Origin of the sequence: Streptomyces sp. XY006, assembly GCF_002237655.1 — a bacterium.
GTDB classification, from domain to species: domain Bacteria; phylum Actinomycetota; class Actinomycetes; order Streptomycetales; family Streptomycetaceae; genus Streptomyces; species Streptomyces levis.
Window position 1 is genome coordinate 1 of the sequence record NZ_NOKT01000042.1, and the last position, 20,626, is coordinate 20,626.

General features: G+C 71.6%; 16 protein-coding genes. 6 read left to right on the forward strand and 10 right to left on the reverse strand.

All coding sequences use genetic code 11. The annotated features are described in order from the left end of the window. Positions 1-154: 154 nt before the first annotated feature. Both dnaJ and hrcA read right to left on the reverse strand, forming a co-directional pair. Entirely contained in the window at positions 155-1,288 is a 1,134-nt protein-coding gene (gene dnaJ / locus CHR28_RS34220) for a molecular chaperone DnaJ (RefSeq protein ID WP_094057618.1), read from the reverse strand. Continuing rightward, positions 1,288-2,304 (reverse strand): heat-inducible transcriptional repressor HrcA, encoded by a 1,017-nt coding sequence (hrcA, locus tag CHR28_RS34225; RefSeq protein ID WP_031111606.1) that lies wholly within the window; start codon positions 2,302-2,304, stop codon positions 1,288-1,290. The genes dnaJ and hrcA overlap by 1 nt, the downstream gene beginning before the upstream one ends. A gap of 170 nt (positions 2,305-2,474) precedes the next feature. Here hrcA and CHR28_RS34230 point away from each other — a divergent pair, with 170 nt between their 5' ends. Together CHR28_RS34230 and CHR28_RS34235 are read left to right on the forward strand one after the other, a co-directional pair. Beyond that, positions 2,475-3,206, forward strand: coding sequence for an MBL fold metallo-hydrolase (locus CHR28_RS34230; RefSeq protein ID WP_094057619.1), 732 nt, complete (start codon positions 2,475-2,477; stop codon positions 3,204-3,206). A gap of 31 nt (positions 3,207-3,237) precedes the next feature. Beyond that, positions 3,238-4,041: a DUF3097 domain-containing protein gene (locus CHR28_RS34235; RefSeq protein ID WP_094057620.1), complete on the forward strand. Its 804-nt coding sequence runs from the start codon at positions 3,238-3,240 to the stop codon at positions 4,039-4,041. Positions 4,042-4,059: 18 nt separating this feature from the next. Here the strand turns inward: CHR28_RS34235 and hemW are convergent, their stop codons facing one another. Continuing rightward, positions 4,060-5,292 carry a radical SAM family heme chaperone HemW gene (hemW, locus tag CHR28_RS34240; RefSeq protein WP_094057621.1) on the reverse strand — a complete coding sequence of 411 codons (1,233 nt, stop codon included), beginning with the start codon at positions 5,290-5,292 and terminating at the stop codon, positions 4,060-4,062. A gap of 47 nt (positions 5,293-5,339) precedes the next feature. Next, positions 5,340-7,742, reverse strand: coding sequence for an ATP-binding SpoIIE family protein phosphatase (locus CHR28_RS34245; RefSeq protein ID WP_094057622.1), 2,403 nt, complete (start codon positions 7,740-7,742; stop codon positions 5,340-5,342). 192 nt (positions 7,743-7,934) lie between these two features. On the opposite strand from CHR28_RS34245, the gene CHR28_RS34250 reads away from it, so the two are divergent. Together CHR28_RS34250 and CHR28_RS34255 are read left to right on the forward strand one after the other, a co-directional pair. Continuing rightward, positions 7,935-11,951 carry a HAMP domain-containing protein gene (locus tag CHR28_RS34250; RefSeq protein ID WP_094057651.1) on the forward strand — a complete coding sequence of 1,339 codons (4,017 nt, stop codon included), beginning with the start codon at positions 7,935-7,937 and terminating at the stop codon, positions 11,949-11,951. Next, on the forward strand, positions 11,948-12,418 hold the full coding sequence (locus tag CHR28_RS34255) for a response regulator (RefSeq protein WP_094057623.1): 471 nt from the start codon (positions 11,948-11,950) through the stop codon (positions 12,416-12,418). The genes CHR28_RS34250 and CHR28_RS34255 overlap by 4 nt, the downstream gene beginning before the upstream one ends. A 93-nt stretch (positions 12,419-12,511) precedes the next feature. Here CHR28_RS34255 and CHR28_RS34260 read toward each other — a convergent pair whose 3' ends face one another. Then, positions 12,512-14,386: an AMP-dependent synthetase/ligase gene (locus tag CHR28_RS34260; RefSeq protein WP_094057624.1), complete on the reverse strand. Its 1,875-nt coding sequence runs from the start codon at positions 14,384-14,386 to the stop codon at positions 12,512-12,514. Positions 14,387-14,660: 274 nt separating this feature from the next. After that, positions 14,661-16,529, reverse strand: coding sequence for a translation elongation factor 4 (gene lepA / locus CHR28_RS34265; RefSeq protein WP_094057625.1), 1,869 nt, complete (start codon positions 16,527-16,529; stop codon positions 14,661-14,663). A gap of 239 nt (positions 16,530-16,768) precedes the next feature. On the opposite strand from lepA, the gene rpsT reads away from it, so the two are divergent. Beyond that, positions 16,769-17,035: a 30S ribosomal protein S20 gene (rpsT, locus tag CHR28_RS34270; protein WP_010042013.1), complete on the forward strand. Its 267-nt coding sequence runs from the start codon at positions 16,769-16,771 to the stop codon at positions 17,033-17,035. Between the two features lie 176 nt (positions 17,036-17,211). Here the strand turns inward: rpsT and CHR28_RS34275 are convergent, their stop codons facing one another. Next, positions 17,212-17,607 carry a nuclear transport factor 2 family protein gene (locus CHR28_RS34275; RefSeq protein ID WP_094057626.1) on the reverse strand — a complete coding sequence of 132 codons (396 nt, stop codon included), beginning with the start codon at positions 17,605-17,607 and terminating at the stop codon, positions 17,212-17,214. Between the two features lie 99 nt (positions 17,608-17,706). Between CHR28_RS34275 and CHR28_RS34280 the strand changes: the two genes are divergently transcribed. Continuing rightward, positions 17,707-18,132 (forward strand): VOC family protein, encoded by a 426-nt coding sequence (locus CHR28_RS34280; protein WP_094057627.1) that lies wholly within the window; start codon positions 17,707-17,709, stop codon positions 18,130-18,132. Between the two features lie 144 nt (positions 18,133-18,276). Here CHR28_RS34280 and holA read toward each other — a convergent pair whose 3' ends face one another. The 3 genes from holA to CHR28_RS34295 form a co-directional block, all read right to left on the reverse strand. After that, a complete protein-coding gene (gene holA, locus CHR28_RS34285; protein ID WP_179272662.1) occupies positions 18,277-19,266 on the reverse strand; it encodes a DNA polymerase III subunit delta in 990 nt (329 codons plus the stop codon). 192 nt (positions 19,267-19,458) lie between these two features. After that, positions 19,459-19,704 carry a hypothetical protein gene (locus CHR28_RS34290; RefSeq protein ID WP_094057653.1) on the reverse strand — a complete coding sequence of 82 codons (246 nt, stop codon included), beginning with the start codon at positions 19,702-19,704 and terminating at the stop codon, positions 19,459-19,461. 79 nt (positions 19,705-19,783) lie between these two features. Continuing rightward, complete coding sequence (locus tag CHR28_RS34295; RefSeq protein ID WP_094057628.1) at positions 19,784-20,626, reverse strand: arylamine N-acetyltransferase family protein; 843 nt, start codon at positions 20,624-20,626, stop codon at positions 19,784-19,786.

The window sequence follows — 20,626 nt, forward strand, 5'->3', positions numbered from 1 at the left end:
GACGACCCCCGGACCCCCGGCAGCGGCCGGACCACTCGCGTCAGCCGCCGTTGAACGCATCCTTCAACCGCGAGAACAGCCCCTGCTGCCCCGGCTGACCGTGCCTGCCCGGGGGACGACCCCCGGACCCCCGGCAGCGGCCGGACCACTCGCGTCAGCGGCCGTTGAAGGCGTCCTTCAGCCGCGAGAACAGCCCCTGCTGTCCCGGCTGGAACTGGCCCTGGGGGCGCTCCTCGCCGCGCAGCTTGGACAGTTCGCGCAGGAGGCGCTCCTGCTCCGGGTCGAGCTTGGTCGGCGTCTGGACCTCGACGTGAACGATCAGGTCGCCGCGTCCGCCGCCGCGCAGATGCGTGACGCCCCGGCCGTGCAGCGGGATCGACTGGCCGGACTGGGTGCCCGGGCGGATGTCGACCTCCTCCATGCCGTCGAGCGTCTCCAGCGGCACCTTCGTGCCGAGGGCCGCCGCCGTCATCGGGATCGTCACCGTGCAGTGCAGGTCGTCGCCGCGCCGCTGGAACGTGGAGTGCGGCAGCTCGTGGATCTCGACGTAGAGGTCACCGGCGGGACCGCCGCCGGGGCCGACCTCGCCCTCGCCGGCGAGCTGGATGCGTGTGCCGTTGTCCACACCGGCCGGGATCTTGACCGTGAGCGTGCGCCGGGAGCGCACCCGGCCGTCGCCCGCGCACTCGGGGCACGGCGTCGGGACGACCGTGCCGAAGCCCTGGCACTGCGGGCACGGGCGGGAGGTCATGACCTGGCCCAGGAAGGACCGGGTCACCTGCGACACCTCACCGCGGCCGCGGCACATGTCGCACGTCTGCGCGCTGGTGCCCGGCGCGGCGCCCTCGCCGTTGCAGGTGTTGCAGACGACGGCCGTGTCGACCTGGATGTCCTTCGTGGTGCCGAAGGCCGCCTCGTCGAGCTCCACCTCGATGCGGATCATGGCGTCCTGGCCGCGGCGGGTGCGCGAGCGCGGTCCGCGCTGCGACGCCGTGCCGAAGAACGCGTCCATGATGTCGGAGAAGTTGCCGAAGCCGCCGGCTCCGAAGCCGCCCGCGCCGCCGCCGGCCTGCGAGAGCGGGTCGCCGCCGAGGTCGTAGACCTGCTTCTTCTGCGGGTCCGACAGCACCTCGTAGGCGGCGTTGATCTCCTTGAACCGCTCCTGGGTCTTCGGATCGGGGTTGACGTCCGGGTGCAGCTCGCGCGCGAGCCGCCGGAAGGCCTTCTTGATCTCTTCCTGCGACGCGTCGCGGCGCACGCCGAGTACGGCGTAGTAGTCCGTGGCCACTACGACTCCGCCAGGATCTGTCCGACGTACCGTGCCACTGCGCGTACCGCTCCCATCGTTCCCGGGTAGTCCATGCGGGTCGGTCCGACCACGCCGAGCTTGGCGACTGCCTCGCCGCCCGAACCGTAGCCGACCGACACGACGGACGTGGAGTTGAGTCCTTCGTGGGCGTTCTCGTGACCGATACGGACGGTCACGCCCGGATCCTTCGCCTCGCCGAGCAGCTTGAGGAGCACGACCTGCTCCTCGAGCGCCTCCAGCACCGGCCGGATCGTGAGGGGGAAGTCATGACCGAAGCGGGTCAGATTGGCGGTGCCGCCGATCATCAGCCGCTCCTCGTTCTCCTCGACGAGCGTCTCCAGGAGTGTGGAGAGCACCGTGGAGACCGTACCCCGGTCCTCGTGCTCGAAAGCCTCCGGGAGATCCTCCACCAGACTCGGCACATCCGCGAAACGGCGGTTCGCCACCCGGCTGTTGAGGCGCGCGCGCAGATCCGCGAGCGAGGCCTCGCCGAAGGGCGCCGGGCAGTCCACCACCCGCTGCTCGACCCGCCCCGTGTCCGTGATCAGCACGAGCATCACCCGCGCGGGCGCCAGGGAGAGCAGCTCCACGTGCCGCACGGTGGACCGGGTCAGCGACGGGTACTGCACGACGGCGACCTGGCGGGTGAGCTGCGCGAGCAGCCGTACCGTGCGCGCGACGACGTCGTCGAGGTCGACGGCGCCCTCCAGGAAGTTCTGGATCGCGCGCCGCTCGGGGGCGGTCATGGGCTTGACGCCGGCGAGCTTGTCCACGAACAGGCGGTAGCCCTTGTCGGTGGGGATGCGCCCGGCGCTGGTGTGCGGCTGGGCGATGTATCCCTCGTCCTCCAGTGCCGCCATGTCGTTGCGGACGGTCGCCGGGGAGACGCCGAGGTTGTGCCGCTCGGTGAGGGCCTTGGAGCCGACCGGCTCCTCGGTGCCGACGTAGTCCTGGACGATGGCGCGCAGCACCTGAAGCCTGCGTTCACTGAGCACCGCGCACACCTCCAGAAGTCGTCCGCCGTCGCCTGCCACTCGCGGCCTGGCACTCTGCGCGTGCGAGTGCCAATGTTCCCCGGCCCAGTGTACGGCGGTGGGGTACGCCTCCGGCAAGGCTGGTGGTGCGGCGTCGTGCCCCGGGCGGGGCGCACCGCTAGCGTCGCGGTATGACGGTGACTTGGGAAGAGCTCGGCTGGGAGCGCCTGGCCGCCGGGGTGGGCCGGTGCCGGCTGCCGGTGTGGGACTGCACGGCGGGGCTGGTCGCCGGGGAGGGCGCGGTCCTCGTGATCGACGCCGGGTCGAGCCCGGCCGAGGGCGCGCGGGTGCGCGCGCAGGCGCGGTCGCTCACCGGTCACCGTGTGACACATCTCGCGCTGACCCACCCCCACTTCGACCATGTCTTCGGGGCGGCCGCGTTCGAGGACGCGGAGGCGTTCGGGGCGGTCGGCGTGGACGCGGTGCTGACCCGCGCGCGGGACCGCGAGGAGCTGCGGGCGGACGCGGTGCGCAACGGCCTGGCGGAGTCCGTCGCGCGCGAGTCGGCGGACCGGCTGGTCGCGCCCCGCCATCTGGTCTCCGGCGAGTGGACCCTCGACCTGGGCGGCGGCTGCCAGGTGCTGCTGGCGAACGTCGGCCCGGGGCACACCGCGCACGACCTGGCGGTGCTGGTGCCGGGCGATCCGGAGGTGGTGTTCTGCGGCGACCTGGTCGAGGAGTCGGGCGAGCCCCAGGCCGGCCCGGACGCGGTGGGGTCGCGGTGGCCGGCCGCGCTGGACCGGCTGCTCGCGCTGGGCGGCGAGGACGCGCTGTACGTGCCCGGTCACGGAGCGGTGGTGGACGCGGCGTTCGTCCGGGCCCAGCGGGACGCCCTGGCGGCGCGTTTCGGCGTGTCTGCGTGATCGCCCCGCGGCTTCTCCTATCGTCATCCGAATGCGCCAGTACTCTCCGGACCTGACCCCGCCGTGGAAGAAGCCCCAGCCGGTCCCCGAGGTCCCGGCGGAACCGGGCCTGGTGGTCGAGGAGCCCGGCACCGGCTTCTGCGGGGCGGTCGTCCGCTGCGAGGCCGGCACGGTGACGCTGGAGGACCGCTTCGGCAAGCACCGCGTGTTCCCGATGGAGCCGCGCGGCTTCCTCCTGGAGGGCAGGGCGGTGACGCTGGTCCGCCCCTCGCCGGGCGCCCCGGCCCGGCCCACGCGCACGGCCTCCGGTTCGGTGGCGGTCCCCGGCGCACGCGCGCGCGTGGCCCGGGCCGGCCGCATCTACGTCGAGGGCCGGCACGACGCCGAGCTGGTCGAGAAGGTGTGGGGCGACGACCTGCGCATCGAGGGCGTGGTGGTGGAGTACCTGGAGGGCGTGGACGACCTCCCGTCGATCGTCGACACCTTCGCCCCCGGCCCGGACGCGCGCCTGGGCGTCCTGGTCGACCACCTCGTGCCGGGCTCGAAGGAGTGGCACATCGCCCAGTCGGTGACGAGCGAGCACGCGCTGGTGGTCGGCCACCCGTACATCGACATCTGGGAGGCGGTGAAGCCGTCGTCCCTGGGCATCGAGGCCTGGCCCCGGATCCCGCGGGGCCAGGACTGGAAGACGGGCGTGTGCCGCGCCCTGGGCTGGCCGCAGCACACGGGCGCGGCCTGGCAGCGGATCCTGTCCGGGGTCCACTCGTACAAGGACCTGGAACCGGAGCTCCTGGGCCGGGTGGAGGAACTGATCGACTTCGTGACGGCGCCCTAGCCGACGCCGGGCGCTCGCTCAGTCCACGAGGTCGCGCACCACGCCGTCCGCCAGCAGCCGCCCGCGCAGGGTCAGCACGGCCCGCCCCCGCGCATACGGTTCCTCCTGGAGCAGCCCGTCGGACAGGGCCCTGCGCGACGCCGCGAGCCCGTCCTCCCGCAGCAACGCCAGCGGCACCCCGTCCCGCAGCCGCAGCTCCAGCAGGATCCGCTCGACGCGGCGGTCCTCCTCCGAGAGCACCTCACGCCCGGCCCCGGGCGACCGGCCGGCCGCCAGTGCCGCCGCGTACGCGCCCGGGTGCTTCACGTTCCACCACCGCACCCCGCCCACGTGGCTGTGCGCCCCCGGCCCGGCGCCCCACCAGTCGGCGCCCCGCCAGTACAGCTCGTTGTGCAGGCACCGCCCCGCCGCGGAGGTCGCCCAGTTCGACACCTCGTACCACTCGAACCCGGCGTCCGAGAGCACCTCGTCCGCGATCAGATACCGGTCGGCGTGGACGTCGTCGTCGGTCATCGGCACCTCGCCCCGGCGGATCCGCCGGGCCAGCTGGGTGCCCTCCTCGACGATCAGGGCGTAGGCGCTGACATGGTCGGGCCCGGCCCCCAGCACCGCGTCCAGCGAGGCCCGCCAGTCGTCGTCCGACTCCCCCGGCGTGCCGTAGATCAGGTCGAGGTTGACGTGCTCGAACCCGGCCGCCCGGGCCTCCGCGACGCACGCCTCCGGCCGTCCGGGCGTGTGCGTGCGGTCCAGCACCTTCAGCACGTGCTGCCGCGCGCTCTGCATCCCGAAGGAGATCCGGTTGAAGCCCCCCTCGCGCAGGGCGGCCAGATACGCCGGGTCGACCGACTCCGGGTTCGCCTCCGTCGTGACCTCGGCGTCCGCCGCGAGCCCGAACTCGTCCCGGACGGCGCTCAGCATCCGTACGAGGTCGCCGGCGTCCAGCAGGGTCGGCGTGCCGCCGCCCACGAACACCGTGCGGACGGGACGCGGGTCGTCCCCGAGGACCTTGCGGGCCAGGCGGATCTCGTCGACGAGCGTCCCGGCGTAGTTGTCGCGGGAGGCGAGCACACCGCCGGTGCCCCGCAGCTCGGTGGCCGTGTAGGTGTTGAAGTCGCAGTAGCCGCAGCGGGTGGCGCAGTACGGGACGTGCAGGTAGAACCCGAGCGGGCGGTCGGCGGCCCCGGCGAGGGCGGACGCGGGCAGCGCGCCGTCCTCGGGGACGGGCTCGCCGTCGGGGAGTGCGGAAGGCATGCCTTCCATTGTCCAGCACCCGCGCGGTGTCCCGTCCGGAGCGGGCCTCACTCCGCCTGGAGCACGAGCAGCGCCAGATCGTCCGCCGGGGGCCGCGCCCCGAACTCGTGCACGAGCCGCTTGATCCGCTCGGCTATGAGCTCCGCGTCCAGGCCCGCGCATCCGGCCAGCGCCGCCGCGAGCCCGTCCCCGTCGTCGAACTGGCGGGAGCCGGAGCGGCGCTCGGTGACGCCGTCGGTGACGCACAGCAGGGTGTCGCCGGAGCGCAGCTCGAAGGTCTCGCTGGTGTACGTGGCGTCCTCCAGGACGCCCAGCAGGGTCTGCGGCTGCGCGCACGGGTGGACCTCGCCGCCCGCCCCGAGCCGCAGCGGCAGCGGGTGCCCGGCGGAGGCGACGGTGCAGCGGACCCCGCCGTCGAAGGGGACCAGCTCGCCGTAGAGCAGGGACAGGAAGCGCGTCTGGGGGCCGTCGCCGGGCGGAGTGGGCCGCGCGCCCGCCGCCACCAGGGCCCGGGCCGCGGCGTCCGCGGCCTCCGTGGCGTCGTCCAGCAGGAGCTGGTTGAGGCGGTCGAGGACGTCGGCGACCCGGTAGCCCTCGCGGGCGAGCAGCCGCAGCCAGGGCCGGGCCAGGCCGATGACGACGGCGGCCTCGGGCCCCTTGCCCTGGACGTCGCCGACGGCGAAGCACCAGCGGCCGTCGCCGGCCGGGAACAGGTCGTAGAAGTCGCCGCTGGGCCCGCCCTTGTCGCAGGGCTCGTAGACGAGGGCGCTGCGCACGCCGGGGATCTCGGCGACGGCTCCGGGCAGCAGGCCGCGCTGCAGGACGGCGCTGATGGTGGCCTGGCGGGCGTACTGCCGGGCGGCGCCGATGGCCAGGGCCACCCGGCGGCCGAGGTCCTCGACGAGGCCGGTGATCTCGTCGGGGAAGCGGGCGGTGCCGGACCGCCCGATGACCAGGGTGCCGAGCGGGCGTCCCCCGGCGACCAGCCGGTACGCCAGGGCCGAGCCGGACTCCCCGGGGGTGTCGCCGAGCGCCTCGCCGGGCCAGGGGCACGCGACGGGCCCGGTGCCCGCGGGGTCGGACGGGGGCGGCGGCTCCTTCTCCAGGGTCCGGCGCAGCTCCTCGATGCGGTTCTCGCTGCCGTGCCAGACCCGCGCCAGCCGGGGGCCGCCCGCGCCGCCGTTCCAGCCGCCGCCGGTGGCCTCGTCCTCCAGCCAGACGGCGCACCAGTCGGCCAGCCGCGGCACGATCAGCTGTCCGGCGAGGGCGGCGACCAGGTCCTCGTCGAGCTGCCCGGCGAGCAGGTCGGAGGCCTCCGCGAGGAAGGACAGGGCCCCGCGGCCCAGCCAGGAGCCGTCGGGCCCGTCGCGCCCGTCGGGGTTCTCGTACCGGTCACGCCAGTCCCGCAGGTCGCTCCAGTCACGCAGGGCGGGCGCGTCACGCAGGGCGGGCGCGTCACGCAGGGCGGGCGCGTCACGCCGGTCGGGCGCGTCACGCCGGTCGGGGGCGTCACGCCGGTCGGGTGCGTCACGCAGGGCGGGTGCGTCACGCCGGTCGGGGGCGTCACGCCGGTCGGGGGCGACGCGTTGGTCCGGGAAGTCACGCTCGTCGGGGAAGTCCCGCCCGCCGGGGAAGTCCCGTCCGTCGGGGTGGTCGGGCCGGTCCGGGAAGTCACCCCGGTCCGGGACGTCACGCCGGTCGGGGAAGTCGCGGGGCAGGGGCGAGTCCCGTACGGGCTTGCCGTCCGGGGCCCGGTCCCGGCCCTCGGTGCCGTGCCCGTCGCCGTCGCCGTCGCCGGGGGGCGGCTCCGGCGCCAGGATCTCGGCCACCCGTAAATCGCGCGCCAGCGCGCGCTCCCCGGCGTACGACCCGATCTGCTCCCCGGCCGGGCACCCGGCGGCGGGCAGCCGCGCCCACACGGTCTTCCGGCCCGTGCGGTACGTGATCCCCCAGGCCTCGGAGAGCGCGCCGACGAGCCGCAGGCCGCGCCCGTACTCGGGGGTGTCGTGGGGCGTCTCCGCCTCGTGGCCGCGCGGGGCGCGGGACGGGTGGTGGTCGGAGACCTCGACGACGAGGGCCGCCGTCCGCGGGGCGTCGCCCTCCAGCCGGCACTCCATCTCGAGATCGGTGCCCGCGTGCACGACGGCGTTGGTGACGAGTTCGCTGACGACGAGCGTGGCGTCGTCGCGGAGGCGGTCGGTCAGGTGCTCGGCGCCGGGCAGGCCGAGCCCGGCCCACTCGGCGAGCGCCTCGCGCACCAGGGCGCGGGCGGCTCCCGGCGCGACCGAGCTGCCGGGCAGTGTCGCGTACGCCCGCGCGCGCTCCGGCGCGGCCGGTGCGGGTTCCTCGAAAACGGGCCCCTCCTGAACGGGCACGGACGTCTCCCCAGCGTGTGCAGGCGCATCTGAGGCACGGGCAGCGGTCTCCCGTTGCATCGGAATGGCCCCCATGGACGGCTCCCCGGGCAGTTCGTACGAATACGCCACAGTCGATGCCGACAGAGTGACAGACTGGCCACGCCCATAAGCGCCGAGTTACCGAAGTGGGCCGCCATGAGTGAGAACCGTGCTACTCCTGTGGTCGAAGACCGGTACGAAGACGGTCAGATTCGTGCATCCGATCTGCGTCCTCTGCTCGCGGCCATGACCGCCGCCCGCGACGGCGACTTCACCAAGGTGCCCGAATCCGGCCACGGCATGGTGGCCGAACTCACCGCGGTCTTCAACCAGATCATGGACCGCAGCGTCCACTTCACCGGTGAGGTGCGGCGCGTCAGACGCGAACTGGTGCGCCACGGCCGCCTCGACGAACGGCTGTCGGCCAGTCCGGGGCAGGGCCTGTGGACGTCCCGGGTCGACGACGTGAACCAGCTGCTCGACGCCCTGGTCGCCCCGGCGGCGAACGCCACGCGCGTGCTGGACGCGGTGGCCGGCGGGGATCTGACCCAGCGGGTCGATCTGCACGACGGGACCCGGGAGTTACGCGGCGACCTGCGCCGCCTCGGCCGGGCCGTGAACAAGATGGTGGACCAGCTGTCCCTGTTCACCGGCGAGGTGACCCGGGTCGCCCGCGAGGTCGGCACCGAGGGCCGGCTCGGGGGCCGCGCCAAGGTGCAGGGCCTGTCGGGCAGTTGGCGGGACGTGACCGAGGCCGTCAACACGATGGCGTCCCGGCTGACGGCCCAGGTGCGGGACATCGCGGCCGTGACGACGGCGGTGGCGCGCGGCGACCTGACCCGTACGGTCACGGTCGAGGCCACCGGCGAGCTGCTGGAGCTGAAGCTGACCGTCAACACGATGGTCGACCAGCTCTCCGCCTTCGCCGACGAGGTCACCCGCGTGGCCCGCGAGGTCGGCACGGAGGGCCAGTTGGGCGGCCGGGCCCAGGTCCGGGGCGTCTCCGGGGTCTGGAAGGACCTGACCGACAACGTCAACTTCATGGCGTCGAACCTGACCTCCCAGGTCCGCAACATCGCCCAGGTCACCACGGCCGTCGCCAACGGCGACCTGTCGCAGAAGATCACGGTCGACGCGCAGGGCGAGATCCTGGAGCTCAAATCCACGATCAACACGATGGTCGACCAGCTCTCCGCGTTCGCCGACGAGGTGACCCGGGTCGCCCGCGAGGTCGGCACCGAGGGCAATCTGGGCGGCCGGGCCCAGGTCCGGGGCGTCTCCGGCGTCTGGAAGGACCTCACCGACAACGTCAACTTCATGGCGGACAACCTCACCTCGCAGGTCCGCAACATCGCGCTCGTGTCCACCGCCGTCGCCCAGGGCGATCTCGGCAAGAAGATCACGGTGGAGGCCAAGGGCGAGATCCTGGAGCTGAAGTCGACGATCAACACGATGGTCGACCAGCTCTCCGCGTTCGCCGACGAAGTGACCCGCGTGGCCCGCGAGGTCGGCACGGAAGGCAACCTCGGCGGACAGGCCCAGGTCCGGGGCGTCTCCGGCGTCTGGAAGGACCTCACCGACAACGTCAACTTCATGGCGCTGAACCTGACCTCCCAGGTCCGCAACATCGCCCAGGTCACCACGGCCGTCGCCAACGGCGACCTGTCGAAGAAGATCACGGTCGACGCGCGCGGCGAGATCCTCGAACTCAAGGACACCGTCAACACGATGGTGGAGCAGCTGCGCGCCTTCGCCGACGAGGTGACGCGGGTCGCCCGCGAGGTCGGCACCGACGGCCGGCTCGGCGGCCGGGCCCAGGTGCTGGGCGTCTCGGGCGTCTGGCGGGACCTGACGGACAACGTCAACTACATGGCCGACAACCTCACCTCGCAGGTGCGCAACATCGCCCAGGTCGCCACAGCCGTCGCCCAGGGCGATCTGTCCCGGAAGATCGACGTGGACGCGCGCGGCGAGATCCTGGAGCTGAAGACCACCATCAACACCATGGTCGACACGCTCTCCTCCTTCTCCTCGGAGGTCACGCGCGTGGCCCGCGAGGTCGGCTCCGAGGGCCGGCTCGGCGGCCAGGCCCGCGTCGAGGGCGTCTACGGCACCTGGAAGCGCCTGACGACCAACGTCAACGAGCTCGCCTCCAACCTCACCACCCAGGTCCGTGCGATCGCCGAGGTCGCCTCGGCCGTGGCGCAGGGCGACATGTCCCGCTCGATCACGGTGGAGACGCAGGGCGAGGTCGCCGAGCTGAAGGACAACATCAACCTCATGGTGGCCAATCTGCGCGAGACCACCCGGGCGAAGGACTGGCTGGAGTCGAACCTGGCCCGCCTCGCCGCCCTGATGCAGGGCCACCGCGACCTGATGGAGGTCGCCGACCTCATACTCCGGGAACTGACCCCGCTGGTGAACGCCCAGTACGGCGCGTTCTACCTGGCCGACCCGGAGGAGGCCGGGGCGACGGTCCCGACCAAGGGGCTCGCCTTCATCGCCGGTTACGGCGCCGCCCAGGACGCGACCGTGGAGACCGGCGGTCTGCCCGTGCACGGGCTGGTCGCGCAGGCGGCCCGGGAGAAGAAGCGGATCCTGGTGGAGGGCGCCCCGCCCGACTACATCAAGATCAACAGCGGTCTCGGCGAGGCGGCGCCGACGACCATCGTCATCATCCCGATCCTCTTCGAGGACAAACTCCTCGGCGTCATCGAGCTCGCCTCCTTCTCCCGCTTCTCCGATGTGCACCTGGCCTTCTTCGACCAGTTCGTCAACACCATCGGCGTCGCCATCAACACGATCATCGCCAACTCCCGCACGGAGTCCCTGCTGGGCGAGTCCCAGCGCCTGGCCATGCAGCTCCAGGAGCGCTCGGACGAACTGCAGAAGCAGCAGGGCGAGTTGCAGCGCTCCAACGCCGAACTGGAGGAGAAGGCCGCTCTGCTGGCCACGTCCTCCCAGTACAAGTCGGAGTTCCTGGCGAACATGTCGCACGAGCTGCGCACCCCGCTGAACTCCCTGCTGATCCTCGCCCGGCTGCTCTCGGACAACCCGGACGGCCGGCTCTCCGACCAGGAGGTGCAGTTCGCGACGACGATCCACCGCTCGGGCTCGGACCTGCTCCAGCTGATCAACGACATCCTGGACCTGTCGAAGATCGAGGCCGGCCGGATGGACGTACGCCCCAAACGGCTCCCCCTGATCAAGCTGCTCGACTACGTCCACGCCACCTTCCGCCCGCTCACCCTCGACCGGGGCCTGGCCTTCGAGGTGGCGGTCGGCGAGGACGTCCCGCGCGAGATGTACTCGGACGAGCAGCGCCTGCAGCAGATCCTGCGCAATCTGCTCTCCAACGCGATCAAGTTCACCGCGACGGGCAAGGTGGAGCTGCGGGTGCGCCGGGTGCAGGACGCCGAGCGCCGACGGGGGGCCGCCCGCACGGGCGACGGCGAGGTCCGCGACACCGACGACGTCATCGCGTTCGCCGTGTCCGACACGGGCATCGGCATCGCGCCGGAGAAACTCCCGGTGATATTCGAGGCGTTCCAGCAGGCCGACGGCACCACCAACCGCAAGTACGGCGGCACCGGGCTCGGCCTGTCCATCAGCCGGGAGATCGCGGGCCTGCTCGGCGGCCGGATCGTCGCCGAGAGCGAACCCGGCAAGGGCTCGACGTTCACCCTGTACGTCCCGGTCGTCAGCCCCGGCCACACGGTGCCCGCGCCGGTCCCGGAGGAAAACGCCGCGCTGCCCCTGCCGCTCCAGCCGTCCGCCGGCCCGTTCCCGGGCTCCTCCGACGCGGACGACGCCTGGCCCGCCCCCACCAAGCTGGAGGCGTGGACGTCCGGCAGGCCTGGCCGGATCCTGTCCGGCCGGCAGGTGCTGATCGTGGACGACGACATCCGCAACGTCTTCGCCCTGACGCACGTCCTGGGCCGGGTCGGCATGAGCGTGCTCTACGCGGAGAACGGCCGCGAGGGCATCGAGACGCTGGAGCGCAGCGCCGACGTCGAACTGGTCCTGATGGACATCATGATGCCGGAGATGGACGGCTACGAGACCATCTCCGCCATCCGCCGCACACCCCGCTGGGCGGACCTGCCGATCGTGGCGCTGACGGCCAAGGCGATGCCCGGCGACCGGGAGAAGTCCATCGCCCGCGGCGCCAACGACTACGTGCCCAAGCCGGTGGACATCGACCGGCTGCTGATGGTGGTGTGCGGACTGCTGGACCCGGACGGCACGGAAGAAGAGGCATGAGCAGCGCGGACACCCACGACGAACGCGCCGGGATCCTCCTGGTCGACGACATGGAGGACAACCTGACCGCCCTGGAGGCCGTCCTCGCCTCCCTCAACGAGCCACTGGTGCGGGCCCGTTCCGGAGAGGAGGCCATGAAGGCCCTCCTGCGCCGGCCGATCGCGCTGATCCTGCTGGACATCCGCATGCCCGGCATGGACGGCTTCGAGACGGCCGCCCACATCAAACGCCTGACCCAGACCCGGGACGTCCCGATCATCTTCCTGACCGGGGCGGACGACGACTCGGGCTACGCCTTCCGCGGCTACGCCACCGGCGCCGCCGACTACGTGACCAAGCCCTTCGACCCGTGGGTCCTCAGGGCGAAGGTCAGCGTCTTCCTGGACCTCTACCGCAAGGGCAGGGAGGTGGAACGCCTGCGCGCGGAGATCGAGGACCTCAAACGCCGGGTGGAGCAGGTTCCTTAGAAGCGCGGGGCTGTGCCGATGTGCGGCTGCGCCGCGTGGGCGCGGACGGCGGCCACGACGTACCCGCGGCCGCCCCACAGCCCTCGCCACCCCCTACGCCTCGCGCGAGCCCTCGTACATCTCCTCGATCAGGTGCTTGTACTCCCGCTCCACGACGGGCCGCTTCAGCTTCAGGCTCGGCGTGATCTCGCCGTGCTCCACGTCGAGGTCCCGCGGCAGCAGGCGGAACTTCTTGATGGTCTGCCAGCGCTGCAGCCCCTCGTTGAGCTGCTTCACGTACCCGTCGACCATCTCGACGGTCTGCGGCGCCGCCACGATCTCCGCGTACGGCTTGCCTTCGAGGCCGTTCTCCTTGGCCCACTCGGTGATGGCGATCTCGTCGAGGGCGATGAGGGCCGTGCAGAAGTTCCGGTCGGCTCCGTGCACGAGGATGTTCGACACGTAGGGGCACACCGCCTTGAACTGCCCCTCGACCTCCGCCGGCGCGATGTACTTGCCGCCGGACGTCTTGATGAGGTCCTTCTTGCGGTCGGTGATCCGCAGGTAGCCGTCGGGTGACAGCTCCCCGATGTCGCCGGTGTGGAACCAGCCGTCCGGCTCCAGCACCTCCGCGGTCTTCTCGGGCAGCTTGTGGTAGCCCTCCATGATGCCGGGGCCGCGCAGCAGGATCTCCCCGTCGTCGGCGATCCGCACCTCGGTGCCGGGCAGCGGCTTGCCGACCGTGCCGGTGCGGTAGGCCTCGCCCGGGTTCACGAAGGACGCCGCCGAGGACTCGGTGAGGCCGTAGCCCTCCAGGATGTGGATGCCGGCGCCGGCGAAGAAGTAGCCGATCTCGGGTGCGAGGGCGGCCGAGCCGGAGACGCAGGCCCGCAGGTTGCCACCGAAGGCCTCGCGGATCTTGGCGTACACCAGCGTGTCGGCGACCTTGTGCTTGGCGTTCAGCCCGAACGGCACGGTCGCGGTCCCGGTGCGCCGGAAGTTGTCCTGGGAGACCTTGGCGTACTCGCGGGCGACCTCGGCGGCCCACTGGAAGATCTTGTACTTGGCCCCGCCGCCCGCCCGGGCCTTCGCGGCGACGCCGTTGTAGACCTTCTCGAAGATGCGCGGCACGGCCGCCATGTACGTCGGCTGCACCACCGGCAGATTCTCGATGATCTTGTCGACGCGGCCGTCGACGGCGGTGACGTGCCCGACCTCGATCTGGCCGGAGGTGAGCACCTTGCCGAAGACGTGCGCGAGCGGCAGCCACAGGTACTGCACGTCGTCGCCGCTGACCAGGCCGGTCGCGGCGATCGCCTTCGCCATGTACGACCAGTTGTCGTGCGGCAGGCGCACGCCCTTGGGGCGGCCGGTGGTGCCGGAGGTGTAGATGAGGGTGGCCAGCTGGTCCTTGGAGATGGCGCCGACCCGCTCCCTGATCAGGTCGGGGTCCTTCTCCAGCCGGGCCGCGCCGCGCTTCTCCAGCTCGTCGAGGGTGAGGATCCAGTCGGCGGTCTCGGCGCCGGCCGCGTCGATCACCACGACATGGGTCAGCTCGGGCAGCTCGGCGCGCTTCTCCTTGGCCTTGGCCAGCTGCTCGGCGTTCTCCGCGATGAGCACCCGGCTCTCGGAGTCCGACAGGATGTACGCCGACTCGTCGGCGTTGGTCTGCGGATACACCGTGGTCGTGGCGGCACCGGCGCACATGATGCCGAGGTCGGCCAGGATCCACTCGACCCGCGTGCTGGAGGCGAGGGCGACCCGCTGCTCGGGCTGCACGCCGAGCTCGATCAGGCCGGCCGCGATGGCGAAGACCCGCTCGGCGGCCTGCGCCCAGCTCAGCGACTTCCACTCGTCCGGCCCCTGTCCGGACGGTGACGGGACCGGATACCGGTAGGCCTCCGCGTCCGGCGTGGCCGTCACGCGGTCCAGGAAGAGGCCCGCCACGGACGGCGGACGGTTCTCGATCAAAGTCTGTGTGTCGCTCACGACATCCTCCGGGGCCCGCGACAGTGCGGCTGGCTCAGGTGCGGCTGGTGGGCACTCACGAGGCGTCACGAGGCGCAACGCACACCCCGTTGTTTAACTCGCGAGTAACTATCGAGCAGGGATCAGAGTAAAGGCCGACCGGCCCCCGCGTAAGGGGCCGCGGCCTGTCACTTCGTACAGAGAGCTACCCCGTGGACGCGCAGGGCCCGCCGCACTTTCGCACGGCGGGCCCCTGTTCTACCCGGTTTGGGGTGTAACCCACGGTAATCCGTGATTACTTCTTGCCCTTGCCCGATCCCGCGCTGTCATCGCTCGACAGGACCGCGATGAAGGCCTCCTGAGGAACTTCCACGGAACCCACCATCTTCATCCGCTTCTTGCCCTCCTTCTGCTTCTCCAGCAGCTTCCGCTTGCGGGAGATGTCACCGCCGTAGCACTTGGCGAGGACGTCCTTGCGGATGGCGCGGATGGTCTCGCGGGCGATGACCCGGGAGCCGATGGCGGCCTGGACCGGCACCTCGAAGGCCTGCCGCGGGATGAGCTCCTTGAGCTTGGCGACGAGCCGCACGCCGTACGCGTACGCCTGGTCCTTGTGGGTGATCGCCGAGAACGCGTCCACCTTGTCGCCGTGCAGCAGGATGTCGACCTTGACCAGGCTGGAGGTCTGCTCGCCGGTGGGCTCGTAGTCGAGCGAGGCGTAGCCGCGGGTCTTGGACTTCAGCTGGTCGAAGAAGTCGAAGACGATCTCGGCGAGGGGCAGGGTGTAGCGGATCTCGACCCGGTCCTCGGACAGGTAGTCCATGCCGAGCAGCGTGCCGCGCCGGGTCTGGCACAGCTCCATGATCGAGCCGATGAACTCGCTCGGCGCCAGGATCGTGGCCCGGACGACCGGCTCGTAGACCTCCGAGATCTTGCCCTCGGGGAACTCGCTCGGGTTGGTGACCGTGTGCTCGCTGCCGTCCTCCATGACGACGCGGTACACCACGTTCGGGGCGGTCGCGATCAGGTCGAGCCCGAACTCGCGCTCCAGCCGCTCACGGATCACGTCCAGGTGCAGCAGCCCGAGGAAGCCGACGCGGAAGCCGAAGCCGAGCGCGGCCGAGGTCTCCGGCTCGTACACCAGCGCGGCGTCGTTGAGCTGCAGCTTGTCCAGGGCCTCGCGCAGCTCCGGGTAGTCCGAGCCGTCCAGCGGGTACAGGCCCGAGAAGACCATGGGCTTGGGGTCCTTGTAGCCGCCGAGGGCCTCGGTGGCGCCCTTGGACTGGCTGGTGACGGTGTCACCGACCTTGGACTGGCGGACGTCCTTCACCCCGGTGATCAGGTACCCCACCTCGCCGACGCCCAGTCCGTCGGCGGGCAGCATCTCCGGCGAGTTGGTGCCGATCTCCAGCAGCTCGTGAGTGGCGCCCGTCGACATCATCTTGATGCGCTCGCGCTTGTTGAGCTGCCCGTCGATGACACGGACGTACGTCACGACACCGCGGTAGGAGTCGTAGACGGAATCGAAGATCATCGCGCGCGCCGGGGCGTCCTTGACACCGACCGGGGGCGGAACCTGCTCCACGACCTTGTCCAGCAGCGCCTCGACCCCGAGCCCGGTCTTGGCGGAGACCTTGAGCACGTCGCCGGGGTCGCACCCGATGAGGTGGGCGAGCTCCTCGGCGAACTTCTCGGGCTGCGCGGCCGGCAGGTCGATCTTGTTCAGCACCGGGATGATCGTGAGGTCGTTCTCCATCGCCAGGTACAGGTTGGCGAGGGTCTGGGCCTCGATGCCCTGGGCGGCGTCGACCAGGAGGATGGTGCCCTCGCAGGCGGCGAGCGACCGCGAGACCTCGTAGGTGAAGTCGACGTGCCCCGGGGTGTCGATCATGTTCAGGATGTGCGTGTTGTCCTTGTCGTGGGTGGGAGCCCACGGCAGACGCACCGCCTGAGACTTGATCGTGATGCCACGCTCACGCTCGATGTCCATGCGGTCGAGGTACTGGGCGCGCATCTGCCGCTGCTCGACCACTCCGGTCAGCTGGAGCATCCGGTCGGCGAGCGTGGACTTGCCGTGGTCGATGTGCGCGATGATGCAGAAATTGCGGATCAGAGCCGGGTCGGTACGGCTCGGCTCGGGCACGTGGCTGGGGATCGCGGGCACGCAGGGTCCTGATTCTTGAGGCGTCCGCAGTGTCTGCGGTCTCGGGTCGGATCGATACGTAGCCTCCATCGTCCCACGGGTGGGGACCATGGACGGGTTTGGGCCGGGAAAGCACCCACTGGTAGCCTGGGTGGCTGTGTCTCATGCCCTCTCGCACGAGGCACGACCTCAAGAAATCACCCGGTGCGGATCCGTGCGGCCTCGTGCGGCCCCGTGCCAGAACCTGAAAAGGCTCATTCGTGGCGAACATCAAGTCCCAGATCAAGCGGATCAAGACCAACGAGAAGGCGCGGCTGCGCAACAAGGCCGTCAAGTCCTCCCTCAAGACCGCGATCCGCAAGGCCCGTGAGGCCGCTGCCGCGGGTGACGTCGAGAAGGCCACCGAGTACCAGCGCGCTGCGGCGCGCCAGCTCGACAAGGCCGTCTCGAAGGGCGTCATCCACAAGAACCAGGCTGCCAACAAGAAGTCGGCGCTGGCTCAGAAGGTCGCCGCGCTCAAGGGCTGACGATTGATGTGACGCCGGAGGGAATCGAGCGGGCCCTCTCTCATCCGCTCCCGTCCGGCACCCTTCGGATCCGCGCGCGGCCTGCGTTCGCCACGCGGGCGCGGATCCACCCGATGTGAACCGTAGGCCGGGTCTCCTCCTGTTCCCCATGGGAGGACGCCCGGCCTTCGGCGTGGTCAGGACCAGAACGCGTTGTTCTCGTCGATGTCCTCGACGCACTCGTCGAGGTCGGTGACCTTGTCGCCGACGATCCGGAAGACGATGCAGCCGGTGTCGTCGAGCTTCCTGCCGTTGCGCTCGGCCGTGAAGCGGGTCATGCCGACCGCGTGACCGCGGCCGTCGACGGCGATGCCGATCAGTTCCGCGTGCATCGTCCCGTTGGTCTCGGCGCCGAGCCGTTCGTACATCTCGATGATCGCGTCGACCCCCTTGAAGTCGCCCGACAAGGGGTGGTCTCCGGGCACGTGGTGGGTGGCGTCCCCCGCCATCAAGCCGCGCAGGGTGTCCATGTCCCCGCGTGAGAAGGCCTCGAATCCCTTGCGGACCAGCGCCGCGTGCGGGTGTTCAGCCATGTCCCTCGCCACCTCTCCGTCGCTTGGCGATGTACGGCTGACACTCCCGATTCTCCCTCCGGGCCGCCGCCACGGCACGTTCCGGGGCACAGTGGAGAGATGGACACCGACGACACGGCCGTGCTGGCCGGGGCCCGTGTGGCGACCCGGCTCCCGGCGCAGGACCTGGACCGGGCGCGGCGCTTCTACGCCGACAAGCTCGGCCTGGAACCGGTCGACGAACGGCCCGGCGGGCTGCTGTACCGGTGCGGCGGCGGGGAGTTCGCGCTGTTCCGGTCGGCGGGGGCCTCGCCCGGCACCTTCACCCAGATGGCGTTGGAGGTCGACGACATCGACGGCGCCGTGGCGGAGCTGAAGCGGCGCGGGGTCGTCTTCGAGGAGGTCGACCTGCCCGGCTTCCGCACCCGGGACGGGATCGCCGAGGTCGAGGGGCACTACCCGAGCAAGGGGGCACGGGGCGAACGCGGCGCCTGGTTCCGCGACAGCGAGGGAAACCTGCTGGGGATCGGCCAGCCGCTGTACTGAGTCTTCCCGGGACAGGCCCTCCCGGCACGGGTCCTCCCGGCACGGGCCCTCCCAGTACCGGCCTTCGCTGTACCGGCCTTCCCTGTACTGAGTCCGCGAGGAAGCCGGCCGACGGGCCAGGCCGTGGCCGACCGGCCGGGATCGTCAGCCCCGGCCCCGGGAGCGGGCCGCGCGGGCGATCGTGACCACCGCCTTCTCCAGGGCGTACTCGGGGTCGTCGCCCCCGCCCTTCACGCCCGCGTCCGCCTCGGCCACCGCCCGCAGCGCCACCGACACACCGTCCGGCGTCCATCCGCGCATCTGCTGCCGCACCCGGTCGATCTTCCACGGCGGCATCCCGAGCTCCCGGGCCAGATCGGCCGGCCTGCCCCCGCGCGCCGACGACAGCTTGCCGATCGCCCGGACGCCCTGCGCGAGCGCGCTCGTGATCATCACCGGCGCCACCCCGGTCGCCAGCGACCAGCGCAGCGCCTCCAGGGCCTCCGCCGCCCTGCCCTCGACCGCGCGGTCGGCGACCGTGAAGCTCGACGCCTCGGCCCGGCCTGTGTAGTACCGCCCGACGACCGCCTCGTCGATCGTCCCCTCGACGTCCGCGACCAGCTGCGAGACCGCCGAGGCCAGCTCCCGCAGATCGCTGCCGATGGCGTCGACGAGCGCCTGGCAGGCCTCCGGCGTGGCGGACCTGCCCACCACGCGGAACTCCTGCCGCACGAACGCCAGCCGGTCCGCCGGCTTCGTCATCTTCGGGCAGGCCACCTCGCGCGCCCCCGCCTTGCGCGCTGCGTCGAGCAGGCCCTTGCCCTTGGCCCCGCCCGCGTGCAGCAGCACGAGCGTGATCTCCTCGGCGGGCGCCCCGAGGTACGCCTTCACGTCCTTGATCGTGTCGGCCGACAGGTCCTGCGCGTTGCGCACGACCACGACCTTGCGCTCCGCGAAGAGCGACGGGCTCGTCAGCTCGGCGAGCGTGCCGGGCTGCAACTGGTCCGGGGTGAGGTCCCGTACGTCCGTGTCGGCGTCGGAGGCCTTGGCGGCGGCCACCACCTCCTGCACGGCACGGTCGAGCAGCAGCTCCTCCTGGCCCACGGCGAGCGTCACCGGGGCGAGGGGGTCGTCATTCGCAGTCTTCCTGGCCATCGCGCCAAGCATCCCACGCACCACTGACACGGAGCCCCGGGGCTCGTCATCCGCCTGGAGCTACGGCTAGTCCCGGCAGGGATCAGGGCTCGTCCGCCGAGGGCGACGGCTCATCCCGGCAGGGGTTACGGCTCATCCCGGCAGGGATTGCGGATCCGCCCGGCCCAGGGTTACGGCTCGCCCGGGCAACGGCTACGGCTCCTCCCGCCAGCCCTCCCACTCGCCGGCGAAGCGGTCCAGCTCGCCGGCGTCCAGCCGTTCCTCCTCGTCCCGGAGGACGACCAGCCACTGCGCGTCCTCCGCGTCGTCCTCACCGGCCAGCGCGTCCCGCACCAGCTGTGGCTCCTCGACGATCCCGAACCGCTCCCGCAGCGCCTCGACCACCTCTTCCGCGGCATCACGGTCGGGCAGCACCAGCACATGTCGCACATCACTCACGCGGGACATTGTTCCCGGTGCGGCCCGGACACCGCCCGGCAGGCCTGCCCCCGGCCGGCCCGGCAGCGCCCCACGCCCTCTAGAGCCCGTCCGAACCCGGGGGCCGTACCGCCGGCACCCTGTCCAGCTCGATCCCGAACCGCTCGCGGTACGCGCCGAGCACCTCCTGGTCCGTCGCCAGCTCCCTCTCCTCCCGCGTCCCGTCGGCCGCCGTCGTCGTGAAGCGGCGTCCGCTGAGCGTGATCCTCCCTCCGTCCCGCGTGATCCGCGAGCAGACCAGCGACCGCGTGAAGTGCGAGGCCGGCGACGTACCGTGCCACCACGCCCCGGCCACGAAGTCACCCAGCGCCCGCGGCCGTACCTCCAGCCGGTACTGCGCCGTGCCGCCCCGGAACACGTCCAGGTCCGCCGCCTCCACCGTGCCGTGCCCGCCGCGCACCCCGGCCGCGTCCGGCCCCGCCTCGACGATCCGGAACGTGCCCGCCGGGTCCTCCTGCTCCCCCCGCTCCCCGAAGGCCAGCGGCAGGTGGCTGTGCGCCCCGAACCCGACGTCGGCCAGCCAGTCACCGCCGTCCACCGTCCGCACCCGCAGGGCGAGATGGTCGTACGGGATCCCGAGCCGCTCCCCGTCGCCGTACACCCTCCCGGCGAGCAGCGTCACGTCGTATCCCAGCGCGGCCAGCAACGCCCCGAACGAGCCGTTGAGTTCGTAACAGAACCCGCCCCGCCGCGCCCCCACCACCTTGTCCAGCAGCCGCTTCTCCTCCAGCACGATCTCCTCGCCGAGATGGATCGAGAGGTTCTCGAACGGCACCGTCTGCAGATGGCGCAGATGCAGCTCGCGCAGCGCGTCGACGGTCGGCCACGCCGGGTGCTCGACTCCCAGACGACGGAGGTAGGCATCAACCTGTGCTGAATTCAT